This is a genomic window from Phenylobacterium sp. GW821-FHT12F10 (assembly GCF_058806695.1).
In genome coordinates this window covers 2,004,523-2,020,142 of sequence record NZ_JBXAPY010000001.1, presented here as the reverse complement: position 1 = coordinate 2,020,142, position 15,620 = coordinate 2,004,523, and the positions used below count along the sequence as shown (strand labels likewise).

Annotated in this window: 14 protein-coding genes; 9 read left to right on the top strand and 5 right to left on the bottom strand. The window is 68.8% G+C overall.

Features of this window, described 5'->3' with window-relative positions:
- Nucleotides 1–29: 29 nt before the first annotated feature.
- Nucleotides 30–1,508, top strand: a complete 1,479-nt coding sequence (locus AC1RN5_RS10185) for a flavin-containing monooxygenase (protein ID WP_493041034.1) — start codon at nt 30–32, stop codon at nt 1,506–1,508.
- Here the strand turns inward: AC1RN5_RS10185 and AC1RN5_RS10180 are convergent.
- The 4 genes from AC1RN5_RS10180 to AC1RN5_RS10165 are packed head-to-tail and all read right to left on the bottom strand — an operon-like array spanning nt 1,505 to nt 2,972.
- Nucleotides 1,505–1,999 (bottom strand): GNAT family N-acetyltransferase, encoded by a 495-nt coding sequence (locus AC1RN5_RS10180; protein WP_493041033.1) that lies wholly within the window; start codon nt 1,997–1,999, stop codon nt 1,505–1,507. The two genes, AC1RN5_RS10185 and AC1RN5_RS10180, sit on opposite strands and share 4 nt — an antisense overlap.
- Nucleotides 1,996–2,313 (bottom strand): MazG nucleotide pyrophosphohydrolase domain-containing protein, encoded by a 318-nt coding sequence (locus AC1RN5_RS10175; RefSeq protein ID WP_493041032.1) that lies wholly within the window; start codon nt 2,311–2,313, stop codon nt 1,996–1,998. Before AC1RN5_RS10175 ends, AC1RN5_RS10180 begins: the two co-directional genes overlap by 4 nt.
- 3 nt (nt 2,314–2,316) lie before the next feature.
- Nucleotides 2,317–2,733, bottom strand: coding sequence for a type II toxin-antitoxin system VapC family toxin (locus tag AC1RN5_RS10170; RefSeq protein WP_493041031.1), 417 nt, complete (start codon nt 2,731–2,733; stop codon nt 2,317–2,319).
- Nucleotides 2,730–2,972, bottom strand: a complete 243-nt coding sequence (locus tag AC1RN5_RS10165) for a type II toxin-antitoxin system Phd/YefM family antitoxin (RefSeq protein WP_493041030.1) — start codon at nt 2,970–2,972, stop codon at nt 2,730–2,732. Before AC1RN5_RS10165 ends, AC1RN5_RS10170 begins: the two co-directional genes overlap by 4 nt.
- A gap of 155 nt (nt 2,973–3,127) precedes the next feature.
- On the opposite strand from AC1RN5_RS10165, the gene uxaC reads away from it, so the two are divergent.
- The 8 genes from uxaC to AC1RN5_RS10125 all read left to right on the top strand — a co-directional run bounded on the left by uxaC (nt 3,128) and on the right by AC1RN5_RS10125 (nt 15,197).
- Nucleotides 3,128–4,567, top strand: a complete 1,440-nt coding sequence (uxaC, locus tag AC1RN5_RS10160) for a glucuronate isomerase (protein WP_493041029.1) — start codon at nt 3,128–3,130, stop codon at nt 4,565–4,567.
- 24 nt (nt 4,568–4,591) lie between these two features.
- Entirely contained in the window at nt 4,592–5,437 is an 846-nt protein-coding gene (gene kduI, locus AC1RN5_RS10155) for a 5-dehydro-4-deoxy-D-glucuronate isomerase (RefSeq protein ID WP_493041028.1), read from the top strand.
- Nucleotides 5,438–5,442: 5 nt separating this feature from the next.
- Nucleotides 5,443–6,198, top strand: a complete 756-nt coding sequence (kduD, locus tag AC1RN5_RS10150) for a 2-dehydro-3-deoxy-D-gluconate 5-dehydrogenase KduD (RefSeq protein WP_493041027.1) — start codon at nt 5,443–5,445, stop codon at nt 6,196–6,198.
- Nucleotides 6,199–6,414: 216 nt separating this feature from the next.
- Nucleotides 6,415–7,887 carry a L,D-transpeptidase family protein gene (locus tag AC1RN5_RS10145; RefSeq protein ID WP_493041026.1) on the top strand — a complete coding sequence of 491 codons (1,473 nt, stop codon included), beginning with the start codon at nt 6,415–6,417 and terminating at the stop codon, nt 7,885–7,887.
- 365 nt (nt 7,888–8,252) lie between these two features.
- Entirely contained in the window at nt 8,253–11,033 is a 2,781-nt protein-coding gene (locus AC1RN5_RS10140) for a TonB-dependent receptor (RefSeq protein ID WP_493041025.1), read from the top strand.
- A gap of 103 nt (nt 11,034–11,136) precedes the next feature.
- Entirely contained in the window at nt 11,137–12,153 is a 1,017-nt protein-coding gene (locus AC1RN5_RS10135; protein ID WP_493041024.1) for a sugar kinase, read from the top strand.
- A 121-nt stretch (nt 12,154–12,274) separates the two neighbouring features.
- Entirely contained in the window at nt 12,275–14,386 is a 2,112-nt protein-coding gene (locus AC1RN5_RS10130; protein WP_493041023.1) for a M13 family metallopeptidase, read from the top strand.
- A 10-nt stretch (nt 14,387–14,396) separates the two neighbouring features.
- Complete coding sequence (locus tag AC1RN5_RS10125; RefSeq protein WP_493041022.1) at nt 14,397–15,197, top strand: TrmH family RNA methyltransferase; 801 nt, start codon at nt 14,397–14,399, stop codon at nt 15,195–15,197.
- On the opposite strand, the gene AC1RN5_RS10120 is transcribed toward AC1RN5_RS10125, so the two are convergent.
- The gene (locus tag AC1RN5_RS10120) at nt 15,194–15,604 is read right to left on the bottom strand and encodes a helix-turn-helix domain-containing protein (protein ID WP_421931118.1); all 411 of its coding nucleotides are present in this window, start codon (nt 15,602–15,604) and stop codon (nt 15,194–15,196) included. The genes AC1RN5_RS10125 and AC1RN5_RS10120 overlap by 4 nt on opposite strands.
- Nucleotides 15,605–15,620 lie beyond the last annotated feature (16 nt).

The window sequence follows — 15,620 nt, the reverse complement described above, 5'->3', positions numbered from 1 at the left end:
GTGGCCCTTCAGGAATTTGGGGATCGGGTATGGCGGACTTCGACGTGGTGATCGTGGGCGCGGGCCTGTCGGGGATCGGCGCGGCCTATCACCTGCAGACCAACTGCCCGGACCGGACCTATGCGATCCTGGAGGGCCGCGAGGCCATCGGCGGCACCTGGGACCTGTTCCGCTATCCGGGCATCCGGTCGGACAGCGACATGTACACCCTGGGCTACGCCTTCAAGCCGTGGACCGAGGCCAAGGCCATCGCGGACGGCCCCTCGATCCTGACCTATATCCGCGAGACCGCCCGCGACTATGGGATCGACAGGCACATCCGCTTCGGGACCCAGGTGAAGAGCGCCTCGTGGTCCACCGAGGACGCCTGCTGGACCGTGCAGATCGAGACCCACGGCAAGGCCAGCACGGTCAGCGCCAACTTCCTGTTCCTGTGCGGCGGCTATTACAGCTATGCGGGTGGCTATACGCCTGAGTTCCCCGGGGTCGAGCGGTTCAAGGGCCAGCTGGTCCACCCGCAGAAGTGGCCGGAAGGCCTCGACCACGCCGGCAAAAAGGTGGTGGTGATCGGCTCGGGCGCCACGGCGGTGACCCTGGTGCCGGAGATGGCCAAGACCGCGGCCCACGTCACCATGCTGCAGCGCTCGCCCACCTATGTGGTCTCGGCGCCGGCCGAGGACCGGGCTGCCAACTGGCTGCGGAGCAAGCTGCCCGCCAAGCTCGCCTACGCCATCACCCGCTGGCGCAAGGTGCTGTTCGGCATGTTCTTCTACAACTACGCCCGCAAGCAGCCGGCCAAGGTGAAGGCGGGGATCGTCGGCATGGTCCGCAAGGAGCTGGGCCCCGACTACGACGTCGAGACCCACTTCACCCCCAGCTACAATCCCTGGGACCAGCGCATCTGCCTGGTGCCGGATTCCGACCTGTTCGCGGCCATCAAGAGCGGGGCGGCCGAGGTGGTCACCGACCATATCGAGACCTTCACCGAGACGGGGATCCAGCTGAAGTCCGGCAAGGTGCTGGAGGCCGACATCGTGGTCTCGGCCACCGGCCTGGTGCTGCAGGCGATGAACGGGCTGAAGCTCACGGTCGACGGCCGTCCCGTCGATCCGGGCAAGACGCTGTCCTACAAGGGGATGATGTACGAGGGCGTGCCGAACCTGGCCTCGGCCTTCGGCTACACCAACGCCTCCTGGACGCTGAAGTGCGACCTGACCTGCGAGTATGTCTGCCGCCTGCTGAACCACATGACGAAGACCGGCAACCGCCAGGTCACCCCGCGCAACACCGACCCGACCATCGGCGAGGTTCCGTGGCTCGACTTCTCCTCGGGCTATGTGCAGCGGGCCATGGACAAGTTCCCCAAGCAGGGGACCAAGGCGCCGTGGAAGCTGCACCAGAACTACGCGCTCGACCTGCTGAACCTGCGTTTCACCAAGATCGAGGACGGGGTGCTGGAATTCTCCAACAAGGCCGGCGCCAAGGCGCGGCGGCTGGAAGCGGCTTAGAGCTCCAGCCGCAACAACAGCATCGGTTCGCCATCCTCGACGAACTTGCGCACCGCCTTGAAGCCTACAGCTTTCGAACAGGCCAGCGCCGCCGTGTTGGCCTGGTCGTGGGCGATATAGGCGGTGGTCTGCGCGAAGTGGGGTAGGGCGAGGCCGCGCACATAGGCGTCCAGCATGGCGCGGCCCAGCCCACGGCCGAGGAAGGTCGGTTCACCGATGTGGAGGTCCAGGCTGATGCCGTCCGTCTGGCCGTCAGCGGCGTCCGGCCAGTCGCGGTTGCGATAGGCCTGCAGGTAGCCGAAGGGGACGTCGTCATCGCAGGCGACGTGGCAGACCAGCGGCTGCTCGCCCCGGACTCGCGGGCCGTATTTGGCGGTGACCTCGTCGAGGCTCATCGGCGTCTTCTGGACGAAGCGCCGCACATGCGGCTCCGCCAGCCAGCGGGTCAGCATCCGGAAGTCGGCGGCCGCCAGCGGTCGGAAGGCGATCATGGTTTCAACCGTGCTTCCAACTCATTCATCGTGCTCAGGAAACTCGCCTCCAGGTCCACCTCGTACAGCCTTGCCAGGGTCATGACGCTCCACAGGCAGTCGGCCAGTTCGTGGGCGAGCTTGGCCTTGGCGTCGGGGATGGCCCTCACCCCCTCGGCGGCCTGGACCAGCTTGGCCAGGTCACCCACGTCGCCCATGAAGCCCAGGGCGACCTCCTCAGCGGTCCACGGGCGGCCGTAGCGCTCGGTCTCCAGCTCCGCATAGAGCCGCCGGATCGCCCAGGCGCGGTCGTCGAGGTCCTTGAAGTCGGCCATGGCTCAGTCCGTCGTCAGCAGGGGCACGCCCGCGGCCTTGGCGGCTTCGATCAGGGCCGCGTCGCGGGTGGCCAGGGGCAGGTTGAGGCGCAGGGCCAGTTCCAGATAGGCCGCGTCATAGGCGGTCAGGCGGTGCGCCTCGGCCAGGGGCGCCGTGGCGGCCCACACCCGGCCCGCCGTCTCGTCATCGATGACGATCGGCAGGTCCTGCAGGAAACCGGCGAGCCGGCGACGCGCCGCGGCGCTGACGCGGCCGCGCCGCTCGGCGTTCAGCAGGCCGTTGAGCGCCTCCAGCGGCCAGAGCTGCGGCGCCACGGCCCCGTCCTCGGCGACGCGGTCCAGCAGGGTCATGACCCCCTCGGTCTGCTCATCCTCGAAGCACCAGGCCAGGGCCACGGAGTTGTCGATGACGAAGGTCATCGGCGGCCCTCGCTGATGAGATTCTTCAGGCTCAGGCCGCCCAGGGTCTGACCCTTGCTGGCGTGGCGAAGGCCCGCGGCGGCGGCGCGGGCCTTGGCGCGGCTGAAGCCGGACTCCATGGGCGCCAGCCGGGCGACCGGCTTGCCCCGGCGCGTGATGATCACCTCGCCGCCGGCTTCCACCTCGTCGAGCAGGGCGGAGAGCCCGTTCTTGGCCTCGAAGACACCGACCGTGTGCATGGTCTATTCCTAGCTAGCTTGTTAGCTAGCTAATTTAGTCGATCGGCGCAGGCCGGTCTAGGGGCGTCAAATCGCCGTTGCCCTGGCATATGACACCGGTTACCTTGCGCCAAGACAGGTGGCCGCAGACCGCCTCCGGAAACGCTCAAGACCCGATGCCCAAGCCGCTGATCCTCGACGACGACCGGCTGTTCCCCGCCGAGGCGGGGATGCGGGGCATCGCGCGGCGGCTGTACGAGCAGGTGAGGGGGCTGCCGATCATCTCGCCCCACGGCCACACCGATCCGGAATGGTTCGCCGCCAACGCCCCGTTTCCCAACGCCACCGAGCTGCTGCTGGCGCCCGACCACTACCTCTACCGGATGCTCTATTCGCAAGGGATTCCCCTGGAGAAGCTGGGCGTCGCCTCGAAGGCCGGATCGTCGGACGCCGATCCGCGGGAGGCCTGGCGGCTGTTCGCGGGGGCCCAGCATCTGTTCCGGGGAACGCCCTCGGCCCTGTGGTTGTCCCATGTGTTTTCCGATGTCTTCGGCTTCACCGAACGCCTTAGCGCCGAGACCGCCGACAGCTATTTCGACGCCATCAACGAGAAGTTGGCCACCGAGGCCTTCCGGCCGCGGGCCCTGTTCGACCGCTTCAATATCGAGGCCTTGGCCACCACCGAGAGCCCGTCCGACAGCCTGCGCCATCACCTGGCGATCCGCGAGAGTGGATGGGGCGGGCAGGTGATCACCGCCTATCGGCCCGACCCCGTCATCGACGCCGAGCATGAGGATTTCCAGGCCGCACTGGAACGGTTCGCCAACCTCTCGGGCCAGGACGTCCTATCCTGGCCGGGCTATCTGGAGGCCCACCGCGTGCGCCGCGCGGCCTTCGCCGACGCCGGCGCCACCTCCACCGACCACGGCCATCCGACGGCCGCGACCGCCGACCTGTCGCCGCTGGCCGCCGAGGCCCTCTTCCACACCATCATCTCCGGGCGCGCGACCGCCGCCGAGGCCGAGCTGTTCCGCGCCCAGATGCTGACCGAGATGGCGGCCATGAGCCTGGAGGACGGGCTGGTGATGCAGATCCATCCCGGCTCGTTCCGCAACCACAACCGCCAGGTCTTCGCGCGCTACGGCCGCGACAAGGGCGCCGACATCCCGACCCCCACCGACTATGTGCGGGGTCTCAAACCTCTGCTGGACCGGTTCGGCAATGAGACCGACCTATCGGTGATCGTCTTCACCCTGGACGAGACCAGCTACGCCCGCGAACTCGCGCCGCTGGCCGGCCACTATCCGATCCTGAAGCTGGGTCCCGCCTGGTGGTTCCACGACAGCCCCGAGGGGATGCGGCGGTTCCGCGAGCAGACCACGGAGACGGCGGGCTTCTACAACACCGTCGGCTTCAACGACGACACCCGCGCCTTCCTCTCGATCCCCGCCCGCCACGACGTCGCCCGCCGGGTGGACTGTTCGTTCCTGGCCAAGCTGGTGAGCGAGCACCGCATGGACGAGGACGAGGCGGCCGAGCTGGCGGTGGATCTCGCCTACAATCTCCCGAAACGCGCCTACAAGCTAGACCGCCCGCGCACGCGCCTGGCGGCCTGAGAAAGACTTTCCAAGGACCTGATCATGTTCACGAAAACCTATCACGCCACCCACCCGGACATGATGAAGGGCGCCGGCAATGACGAGCTGCGGGACCGCTATCTGGTGCAGGACCTGTTCAGTCCGGACACGGTCAGCCTGAACTACAGCCACAATGAGCGCTTCGTGATCGGCGGGGCGGCGCCGGTGTCGAAGCCTGTGAAGCTGCCGGTCCAGAGCGAGCCGGCCTCGGCGGCGGGCCATCCGTTCCTGGAACGGCGGGAGCTGGGGGTGGTCAATGTCGGCGGCGCCGGCAGGATCACCGTGGACGGCCAGGCCTTCGACATGGCGCCCCGCGACGGCCTCTACATCCCGATGGGGGTGGTGGACGTCACCTTCGAGAGCATGGACGGCGCGAACCCGGCCAAGTTCTACCTGGCCTCCACGCCGGCCCATAAGGTCTGCAAGCTGCAGCACATCGCCATCAGCCAGGCCAATCCGCTGGAGCGCGGGGAGGCGGCGACCTCCAACGAGCGGACCATCTATCAGTACATTATCCCCGGCGTCTGCGAGTCCGCCCAGCTGCTGCTGGGGGTCACCTTCCTGAAGCCGGGCAGCGTGTGGAACACCATGCCGCCGCACCTGCACGACCGCCGCTCGGAGATCTATTTCTACTTCGACCTGGCCGGCGACAATAAGGTCTTCCACTTCATGGGCGAGCCCGAGGCCATGCGGCACATCGTGGTGGGCGCCGACGAGGCGGTGATCAGCCCGCCCTGGTCGATCCACATGGGGGCGGGGACCTCGAACTACGGCTTCATCTGGGCCATGGGCGGCGAGAATCTGGACTATACCGACATGCACGTCCTCGACATCTGCCAGCTGAAGTAGGGCCCATGTCCCCCTTCGACCTGACCGGCAAGACCGCCATCGTCACCGGCGCCAATACGGGGCTGGGCCAGGCCATCGCCACGGCCCTGGCCACGGCGGGCGCCGACATCGCCGCCGTGGGCCGCACCCCGCCGGTGGACACCCGCTTCGCCGTCGAGGCCCTGGGCCGCCGGTTCCACGACATCGCCGCCGACCTGTCGACGATGGAGCCCATCGGCCGGATCGTGGCCGAGACCGTGCAGCACCTGGGGGGCATCGACATCCTGGTGAACAACGCCGGGATCATCCGCCGCAACGACGCCGTGGACTTCACCGAGGACGACTGGGACGCGGTGATGGACGTCAACCTGAAGACCACCTTCTTCCTCACCCAGGCGGTGGGCCGGCGGATGATGGAGCAGGGGCGAGGCGGCAAGATCATCAATATCGCCTCGATGCTGTCCTACCAGGGCGGCATCCGCGTGCCCTCCTACGCGGCCTCCAAGAGCGGCCTGGCGGGGATCACCAAGGCCCTGGCCAACGAGTGGGCGGGCAAGGGGATCAACGTCAACGCCATCGCGCCGGGCTATTTCTCCACCAACAACACCGAGGCCCTGCGGTCCGACGAGGTGCGTTCGCGCGACATCCTGGCCCGCATCCCGGCCGGCCGCTGGGGCCGGCCCGAGGATATCGGCGGGGCGGCGGTGTTCCTGGCCTCGGCGGCGGCCGACTATGTGCACGGGACCCTGGTGCCGGTGGACGGCGGCTGGCTGGCCCGCTGAGGCCTTTTTGCAAGATCACCTGTTGCGCGAGCGACCTAGTCGCGGTTCGCGCGTTGCCCCATAGCTGAGGCGTACAGGTGTGAGCTGGAATTGATGTTGTTCGGGGGCGGCGGCGCCAAAGACGGGCGTCCGGGGGACGAGACGGAACAACCGGCGCGCGCAACACGCCGCCAACTGGGCGCGTGGGCCCTGGGCCTGGGACTGGCCGGACCGGCCGTGGCGCGGGCGCAACTGTTCCCCCTGCCGCCGACCTCGCCGGTCATCGATCCCCTGGTCCTGCAGGCCCTGGCCACCGATCCGCGAGCCAAGCGCTTCTACAGCCTGCGCGGCTGGACCCCGGCCTGGACCGAAGATCAGGCCAAGGCCTTCTCCACGGCCCTGGAAGGCGCCATCCGCCACGGCCTGGACGGCGCGGCCTTCCAGCCCGCCCCCAGCCGCGACCTCGCCACCCGCGACATCGCCCTGACCCTGGCGGCCATCACCTATGCCGACGGCCTGGCCCGTGGCCTGGTGGACCCCGCCGCGGCGTCCCAGGGCCTGTTCACCCTGGAACGCCAGGGCACCGACGTCATCGCCGGCCTGTCCCAGGCCCTGGACCGCCGCGAGCTGCGCGCCTGGCTCGACCGCCTGCCGCCGCGGGACGCCGAGTACCAGGCCCTGTCGGCCGCCTATGTCGCCCTGCGGGCCCAGATCACCCGCGCCGGCGTCGCGGCCATTCCCACCGGCGCCGCCATCCTGCCGGGCGTCGCCGACTACCGCGTGCCGATGATCGCCCAGCGGCTCTACGACCTGGGCTATCTCACCGGACCGCCCCTGGCCTCCCAGACCCTGTCGGCGCCGATCGTCGAGGCCCTGAAGCGGATCCAGGCCGAGAACGGCATGCAGGCCACCGGCAAGGTGGGCAACGACACCATCGGCGTGCTCAACGCCGGCCCCACCGATCACGCCCGCCAGCTGGTGCTGAACCTGGAGCGCCGCCGCTGGCTGCGGCGCGAGGCGCCGGCGACCCGCATCGACGTCAATACGGCGGGCGCCTTCTTCACCTATTACAGGGACGGGGTCGCCGACTGGTCGGGCCGCACTGTGGTGGGCAGCGCCAACCGCCAGACCCCCAGCCTGCAATCGAGCTTCAGCCAGCTGGTGGTCAATCCGCCCTGGAACGTGCCGGCCAGCATCGCGCGGGCCGAGATCCTGCCGCGCGGCGCGGCCTATCTGCGCCGCGAGAACATGTACGTCACCAACGGGCGGGTCGTGCAGCGGCCGGGTCCGAAGGCGGCGCTGGGCCAGGTGAAGTTCGACATGCAGAACCCCTACGCCATCTATCTGCACGACACGCCCTCCAAGAGCCTGTTCGCCCGGGCCGCCCGCCACCGCAGCCACGGCTGCGTGCGGGTGGAGAACGCCGTGGACTTCGCGCGCCACCTGGCTGGTCTCTATGGCGTGAGCGAACGCTTCGAGGCGGTGCTGGCCACCGGCGACACCGGGGTCGTCCAGCTCGGCGCCGACATCCCGGTGCGGCTGCTCTACCACTCGGCCTTCGTGAACGAGGCCGGGGTGGTGGTCTACCGGTCCGATCCCTATGGCCTGGACATCAAGCTGGCCAAGGCCATGGGCCTGGACCTCCCGCGTCCGACCCTCAATCCCGAAGAGGCCAAGCCCGACCCGCAGTCGGCGCCGCTCGGTCCCTAGGCTGTCGTCCGGCCCCGGGGGGCGGGGAGACCCGCCCGTCTCCTGTCGCATCAAAATCCCCACCGGCGTGGCGGTTTCAGCGCACTGCAAAGCTTTGAGGCGCCGGCTGTTCGCGTTTCGAGCGACCGGTCTTGCGAATAAGACAGAACCATGGCTATTCTCATTGCCACCGGTGTCAGAGGCTCTTAGCGGTTAATGACACCGGTGTCATAAACGGGGAAACGCGGGGTTGCGCCGATCGGCGCCCTCCGTCTGACGGCGTAACGTCGCAGACGGCTTCGCACAGGGAGGGACAGATGGTCCGCACTGGGTCTTGGACGAAAACGCGCGCGCTGCTCAGTGGCGCGTCCCTGGCGGCTCTGGCCATGGCCGTCGCCGCGCCGGCCTTCGCGCAGCAGACCGAGGTCGACGAGATCGTCGTCACCGGCTTCCGCGGCAGCCTGCAGCAGGCCCTGGAGCTGAAGCGCGGCAGCGCCACGGCGGGCGACACCATCCTGGCCGAGGACATCGGCAAGTTCCCCGACCTGAACCTCTCGGAATCCATCCAGCGGATCTCCGGCGTGGCCATCACCCGCGATGGCGGCGAGGGCCGTCAGATCACCGTGCGCGGCCTGGGGCCCCAGTTCACCCGCGTGCGCATCAACGGCATGGAGGCGCTCTCCACCGCTGGCGGCACCGACGCCTCGGGGGGCACCAACCGCGGCCGGAACTTCGACTTCAACATCTTCGCCTCGGACCTGTTCAACTCGATCACCGTGCAGAAGACCGCCGCGGCCGAGACGGAGGAGGGCTCCCTGGGCGCCACCGTGGACCTGCGCACCGCCCGGCCCCTGGACTATGACGGGTTCAAGTTCGTGGCCTCGGCCCAGGCCAGCTACAATTCCCTGTCGGAGGACGCCTCGCCGCGCGCCGCCGGCATGATCTCCAACACCTGGGCCGACGGGACCCTCGGCGCCCTGCTCAGCCTGGCCTACACCAAGCGCTCGCTGCTGGACGTGGGCACCTCGACGGTGCGCTGGGCGCCGGGCACCTCGTTCTCGCCGGGCTTCGACGCCCTGCCCAACGGGGCGGGCCTGCCCGCCACTGTCAATCCGGCGGCGGCGGCCAACAACGCCGCCTTCCATCCGCGCTTCCCGCGCTACGACCGCTATGACCAGGAGCAGGAGCGCCTGGGCGCCACCTTCGCCCTGCAGTGGAAGCCGACGGACGCCACCGAGCTGACCTTCGACTACCTCTACGCCAAGCTGGACGGCAACCGCGAGGAGCAGTTCCTGGAGGCCCCGTCCTTCAGCGTCGGCGGCGCCTGCACCGCGGCCAACGTCAACACCTCCTGCGGCATCGCCGACACCAATGTGGTGTCCTCCACCATCACCAACGGGGTGATGACGGCCGGCACCTTCAACGACGTCGATCTGCGGATCGAGGATCGCTACGACGAGCTGTCCACAACCTTCACCCAGTACTCCCTGGACTTCAGCCATTCGCTCACCGACAGCCTGAAGGTCCACGCTGTCGCCGGCCACTCCAAGTCCGACCACGACAACCCGATCCAGACGACGATCATCTGGGATCAGTTCAATGTGGACGGCTACAAGTTCGATTACGGCCAGGGCCGCGCGCCGCTGCTGAGCTACGGCAACGCCGACCTGGCCAATCCCAGCGCCTGGACCCTGACCCAGGTGCGGATGCGGCCGCAGACGGCGGTCAACACCTACGACACCGTCTCCTTCGACGGCGAGTGGAAGGCCAACGACATCCTGACCTTCAAGGGCGGGCTGTCCTGGAAGAAGTACGAGTTCGAGACCACCGAGATGCGCCGCTCCAACGGCACCTCCTCGAACCAAGAGACCACGGTTCCGGCCGGCGTCCTGGCGATCCCGACCTCCAGCTACGCCAAGACCGTGACCCTGCCCACCGAGGGCCTGGGGGTTCCGGCCGGCACGCCGACCACCTGGATCTCGCCCAACTACTTCACCGCCCTGTCCCTGTTCATGCTCAACGACCCCACCGCCTTCGGCGGGGCCTGGCGGCTGGGCAAGGAGCCGTCGCTGTCCAACAACAACTCCGTGGGCGAGAAGGACAAGGGCGGCTTCATCCAGGCCGACTGGGACACCGAGCTGGCCGGCATGCCGTTCCGCGGCAATATCGGCGTCCGCTACGTGAAGACCCAGCAGACCGCCTCGGGCTACACCTTCCTGGCCGGCGCCCCGGTGCCGATCACGGTGGACCGCGAGTACGACGACACCCTGCCGTCCCTGAACGCGGTGATCGAGCCCTTCGAGAACTTCCTGATCCGCTTCGGCGCGGCCCAGACCATGTCGCGGCCGAACCTGGGCAACCTGACCCCCGGGGCCAGCGTCAGCGTCTCCGGCTCCTCGCGCACCGTCACCGCCGGCAACCCGAAGCTCGATCCGTTCCGGGCCAAGGCCTACGACCTGTCCTTCGAGTGGTATTATCGGCCCGAGGCCCTGCTGAGCGTCGCCTTCTTCAAGAAGGAGATCGACACCTTCGTGCAGACGCTCTCGACCCAGCAGGTGTTCAGCGGCAACAGCTTCGGCATCCCCGACAGCGTCGCCACCGCCGCCTGCGGCGCCACGGTGGGCTGCAGCCCCTCGGCCACCTGGAACTTCACCACCCCGATCAACACCCCCGGCGGCGACGTCAAGGGCTTCGAGATCAGCTTCCAGCAGCCCTTCAGCTTCCTGCCCGGGCCCCTGGCCAACACCGGCATCCTGGCCAACTACACGAGCGTGAAATCGTCCATCAACTACCTGAACGCCGCCGGCGCCACGGTGGCCACCACCGACCTGACGGGGCTGTCGCGCAAGGCCTACAACGTCACCCTGTACTATGAGGACGAGAAGATCAGCGCCCGGGTCTCGGCCAGTCACCGCGACAAGTACCTGACCCGCGTCCTGGGCCAGGAGAACACCGCGGCCCTGCCGGTGCCCTATGACGGCACCAACGAGACCTTCAATGTCGACGCCTCGTTCACCTACACCTGGAACGACCACCTGAAGTTCACCCTGGAAGGGGTGAACCTGACCGACGAGTTCCAGGACCAGTTCAACGGCGAGAAGGACCTGGTGAACTTCTACCACCACACCGGCCGGGAATACCTGCTGGGCGTGCGCTACACCTACTAGACCATCCCCCCGAGGAGAGACTTTCGGCGCGCCGGTTCCCCGGCGCGCCGCTTTGTTTAGGGTAGGGCGCGCGGCCCTTGCGCCGCGCCGAGAGGAGAGACGCGTGGCGGGACAAGTGGTCTGTTTCGGGGAGGTGCTGGTGCGCCTGGCCGCGCCCGAGAACGAGCTCCTGCTGCAGTCGCCGAGCCTGAAGGTCTGTTTCGGCGGGGCCGAGGCCAATGTGGCGGTCTCCCTGGCCCGCTTCGGGCATTCCGCCCGCATGCTCAGCGTCCTGCCCGACAACGGCCTGGGCCAGGCGGCGATCGACGAGCTGCGCCGCCACGGGGTGGACACCGGCGGCGTCGCCCGGATTCCCGGCCGGATGGGGCTCTATTTCCTGACCCCCGGCGCGGGGCAGCGGGCCGCCCAGGTGCTGTACGACCGCGCCGACTCCGCCTTCTGCCGCGGGGCGGGGACCATCGATTGGGAGGCGGCCCTGCAGGGGGCGAGCTGGCTGCACGTCTCCGGCGTCACCGCCGCCATCGGGCCCGACACCGCCGGGGCCGCGGTGGACGCCGTGCGCGCCGCCCGCCGCCTGGGCCTGACCGTCTCCATGGACTGCAATTATCGCGCGACCCTGTGGCAGGCCTGGAACGGCGACGCCCCGGCGATCCTGTCGGAGATGCTCAGCCAGGCCGACCTGGTGTTCGGCGACCACCGCGACATCGCCCTGGTGCTGAAGACCGCCGCCCCGGAGGGCCTCGAGGCCGAGGGCCTGCGCCGCTGGGCCGCCGAGCGGGCCTTCAAGGCCTGGCCGAACCTCAAGCGCCTGGCCTGCACCGACCGGGTGCAGCACACGGTGAACCACCACGACCTGACCGGCTTCCTGTTCTCGAGACAGGGCGCCTGGCGCACCGAGAGCCGGCCGCTGAACCCCATCGTCGACCGAATCGGCGGCGGGGACGCCTTCGCCGCCGGGGTGATCCACGGCCTGCTGGCCGGCTTGAGCGAGGCCGAGACCCTGGACTTCGCCGTGGCGGCGGCGGCCCTGAAGCACACCATTCCCGGGGACTTCAACCCGGCGACCCTGGCCGATGTCGAGGCCCTGCTGTCGGCGAGCGGGCTGGACGTGCGGCGGTAGCTAACCGCCTCGCATGACAGAAGATTAATCCACTCCGGGCGCCCAAATCGCCGGGCCGGTGTATGAAGGCTCAAACGCTGAGAGCGCGCCGTGACGCGCCCGGTCCCCTGGGAGCCTTAGAATGACCAACCTGAAAACCCTGCTGCTGGCCGCCTGCGCGCCGGTCATCCTCGCCGCCTGCGCCACCCCGGCCGCCGCGCCCCCGGCGCCGACCCCGCCGCCGGTGGCCGAGGCCCCCAAGCCCAAGCCCGCCTACGGGACCTTCGGCTTCGACACCGCCGGCATGGACGCCTCGGTGAAGCCCGGCGACGACTTCTTCAGCTACGCCAACGGGACTTGGGTGAAGACCACCGAGATCCCCGCCGACCGCTCCAGCTACAACACCTTCGCCGTCCTGCGGGAGGCGGCCTCCAAGCGCACGGTCGAGCTGATCGAGACGGCGGCCAAGACGAAGGGCCCGGCCGGGTCCGAGGCCCGCATGATCGGCGACTACTATGCGAGCTTCATGGACGAGGCGGCCGTGGAGGCGAAGGGCGCCACCCCGCTGGCCCCGGAACTGGCGCAGATCGCGGCGATCAAGACCCGCAAGGACCTGTCGGCCCAGCTCGGCGGCTCGATCCGCGCCGACGTGGACATCATGAACGCCACCAGCACCAAGACCGACCGCATCTTCGGCCTGTGGGTGGTGGAGAACCTGAACGATACGACCCAGTACCTGCCCTACATCATCCAGGGCGGGCTCGGCATGCCCGACCGCACCTACTATCTGGACGCCGGGGCGAAGTACGTGGACCTGCGGGCCAAGTACAAGGCCCACGTCGCCAACCAGCTTCGGTTGGCCGGCTTCAGCGATGGGGACGCCCGCGCCGCCCGGGTCCTGGCCCTGGAGACCAAGATCGCGGCCACGCACTGGACCGCGGCCGACACCTTCGACATCCCCAAGACCAACGTCCAATGGACCCGCGCGGAGCTTTCCAAAAAGGCGCCCGGCATGGACTGGGACGCCTTCCTGACCGCCGCCGGCCTGGCCAAGCAGCCGCTGTTCGGTGCCTGGCAGTCCACCGCCATCACGGGGGAGGCCAAGCTGGTGGCGTCCGAGCCGCTGGCGGCCTGGAAGGACTACCTGGCCTTCCACACGGTGGAGCGGGGCGCGCCCTACCTCTCCAAGGCCTTCGTGGACGAGAGCTTCGCCTTCAATTCGACCGCCCTGTCGGGCACGCCGCAGCAGTCGGAGCGCTGGAAGCGCGGCGTCGACTTCACCGGGAACGCCCTGGGCGAGGCGATCGGAAAACTCTATGTCGCCAAATACTTCCCGCCGGAATCGAAGGCGGAGGTCGAGGGCATGGTGAAGAACATCCTGGCCGCCTTCGACAAGCGCATCGACCGGCTGGACTGGATGGACCCGGTCACCAAGGCCAAGGCTCACGAGAAGCTGGCCAACTTCCAGGTCGGGGTCGGCTATCCAGACAAGTGGCGCGACTATTCCGGCCTGCAGATCGTGGCCGGGGACGCCTACGGCAACTGGCAGAGGGGCGAGCTCTTCGAATACCGCCGCAACCTGGCCAAGCTCGGCCAGCCTGTGGACCGCGGCGAGTGGTACATGACGCCCCAGACGGTCAATGCGCTGAACGCCCCGATGCAGAACTCCATCAGCTTCCCGGCCGCCATCCTGGAGCCGCCCTTCTTCGATCCGAAGGCGGATCCGGCGGTGAACTACGGCGCCATCGGCGGGGTGATCGGCCACGAGATCAGCCACGGCTTCGACGACGCCGGCGCCCTGTTCGACGCGCACGGCAATGTGCGGAACTGGTGGACCGACGCCGACATGGCCCACTTCAAGGCCTCGGCCAAGCAGCTCTCGGCCCAGTACGACGCCTACAAGCCGCTGCCGGACCTGGCGGTGAACGGCGACCTGACCCTGGGGGAGAACATCGCCGACCTGGCGGGTCTGGCCACGGCCTATGACGCCTATCACCTGTCGCTGAAGGGTGCGCCGGCGCCGGTGATCGATGGCTTCACCGCCGACCAGCGGTTCTTCCTGGGCTGGGCCCAGAACTACCGGTCCAAGGCCCGCGAGGCCGCCCTGCGCCGGGCCCTGCTGACGGACGGCCATTCGCCCGGTGAATACCGCGCCGACACGGTGCGCAACCTGGACGCCTGGTATCCGGCCTTCGGGGCCAAGCCGGGCGAGAAGCTCTATCTGGCGCCCGCCGACCGGGTGAAGATCTGGTAGACGCCGCTTCGTGATCATCCCGATCGACGACCCCGCCGACCCGCGCGTCGCGGCCTATCGCGACGTGCGGGAGCGCGACCTGGTGGGGCGCGAGGGGCTGTTCGTGGCCGAGGGCGAGGTGGTGCTCAACGTGCTCGCCCGCTCGACCCTGGTGGAGCCGGTCTCGCTGATGATCGCGCAGAAGCGGGTGGCGGGGCTGGCTCACCTGCTGGAGCAACTCCCGGACGACCTGCCGGTCTATGCGGCCAGCCAGGCCGCCATGGACGCGGTGGTGGGCTTCCACATCCATCGGGGCATCCTGGCCCTGGGCCGCCGGCGCGACCCGCCGCGGGCGACCGACATGCTGGCCGGGCTGGGGGAGGGGGCGCTGGTCCTGGCGCTGTCGGGCATCGGCAACCACGACAACATGGGCGGCCTGTTCCGCAACGCCGCGGCCTTCGGCGTCGACGCGGTGCTACTGGACAGCGACTGCTGCGACCCGCTGTACCGCAAGGCCATCCGGGTCTCGGTGGGGGCGGTGCTGGTCACCCCGTTCGCGACGGCGACGGGGGATCTGTTGGAGGTGCTGGAGAGCGCGGGCTTTGCGGCCGTGGCCCTGAGCCCGGGCGGCGCGACCCGGCTCGTGGACCTTAGGCGTTCGGCGAAGACCGCCGTGCTGCTGGGGGCGGAGGGGCCGGGCCTGGCGGCCTCAGTCCTGGCGCGCGCGACGACGGTGGCCATTCCCATGGCCACGGGCTTTGATTCCTTGAATGTCGCGACGACCGCGGGGATCGTCCTGCACCACCTGGCCTTCGCGGCCGAGCGGCCCTAGCGGGCGCGCTTGGGGGCCGGTTCTTCGGTCTCTTCAATCAGGGACCGGGTCAGGTTGAGGATGGCGGTGCGCAGGGATGGCTGCTGGACGCTGGCGAAGGCTTCCAGGAGTTGCACGGCGCCCGGCACGGCCAGCTTCTCGAACAGGCTCTCGTCGCCGCTCGGGCGGTCGTTCTCGCCCACCAGCTCGGCGACCGTGGTCTCCAGCTTCTCGGCGATGCGGACCAGCATGGAGGCCGAGGTGCGATTGGCCCCGCGTTCGTACTTCTGGACCTGCTGGAACGACACGCCCAGGTGTTCGGCCAGGTTCGACTGGGAGATTCCCAGCCATTTGCGCCGCACGCGGATGCGGTGGCCAACGGCGACGTCGATGGGATCAGGGCCCGCCTCGTCCAGGTTCTCGCTCACAGACATGTCCTTATGG

Coding starts and splice junctions, on each gene's coding strand:
- AC1RN5_RS10130 (WP_493041023.1), top strand. CDS start 12,275: ATGACCAACCTGAAAACCCTGCTGCTGGCCGCCTGCGCGCCGGTCATC.
- AC1RN5_RS10175 (WP_493041032.1), bottom strand. CDS start 2,313: ATGGCCGACTTCAAGGACCTCGACGACCGCGCCTGGGCGATCCGGCGG.
- AC1RN5_RS10185 (WP_493041034.1), top strand. CDS start 30: ATGGCGGACTTCGACGTGGTGATCGTGGGCGCGGGCCTGTCGGGGATC.
- kduI (WP_493041028.1), top strand. CDS start 4,592: ATGTTCACGAAAACCTATCACGCCACCCACCCGGACATGATGAAGGGC.
- uxaC (WP_493041029.1), top strand. CDS start 3,128: ATGCCCAAGCCGCTGATCCTCGACGACGACCGGCTGTTCCCCGCCGAG.
- AC1RN5_RS10170 (WP_493041031.1), bottom strand. CDS start 2,733: ATGACCTTCGTCATCGACAACTCCGTGGCCCTGGCCTGGTGCTTCGAG.
- kduD (WP_493041027.1), top strand. CDS start 5,443: ATGTCCCCCTTCGACCTGACCGGCAAGACCGCCATCGTCACCGGCGCC.
- AC1RN5_RS10165 (WP_493041030.1), bottom strand. CDS start 2,972: ATGCACACGGTCGGTGTCTTCGAGGCCAAGAACGGGCTCTCCGCCCTG.
- AC1RN5_RS10140 (WP_493041025.1), top strand. CDS start 8,253: ATGGCCGTCGCCGCGCCGGCCTTCGCGCAGCAGACCGAGGTCGACGAG.
- AC1RN5_RS10180 (WP_493041033.1), bottom strand. CDS start 1,999: ATGATCGCCTTCCGACCGCTGGCGGCCGCCGACTTCCGGATGCTGACC.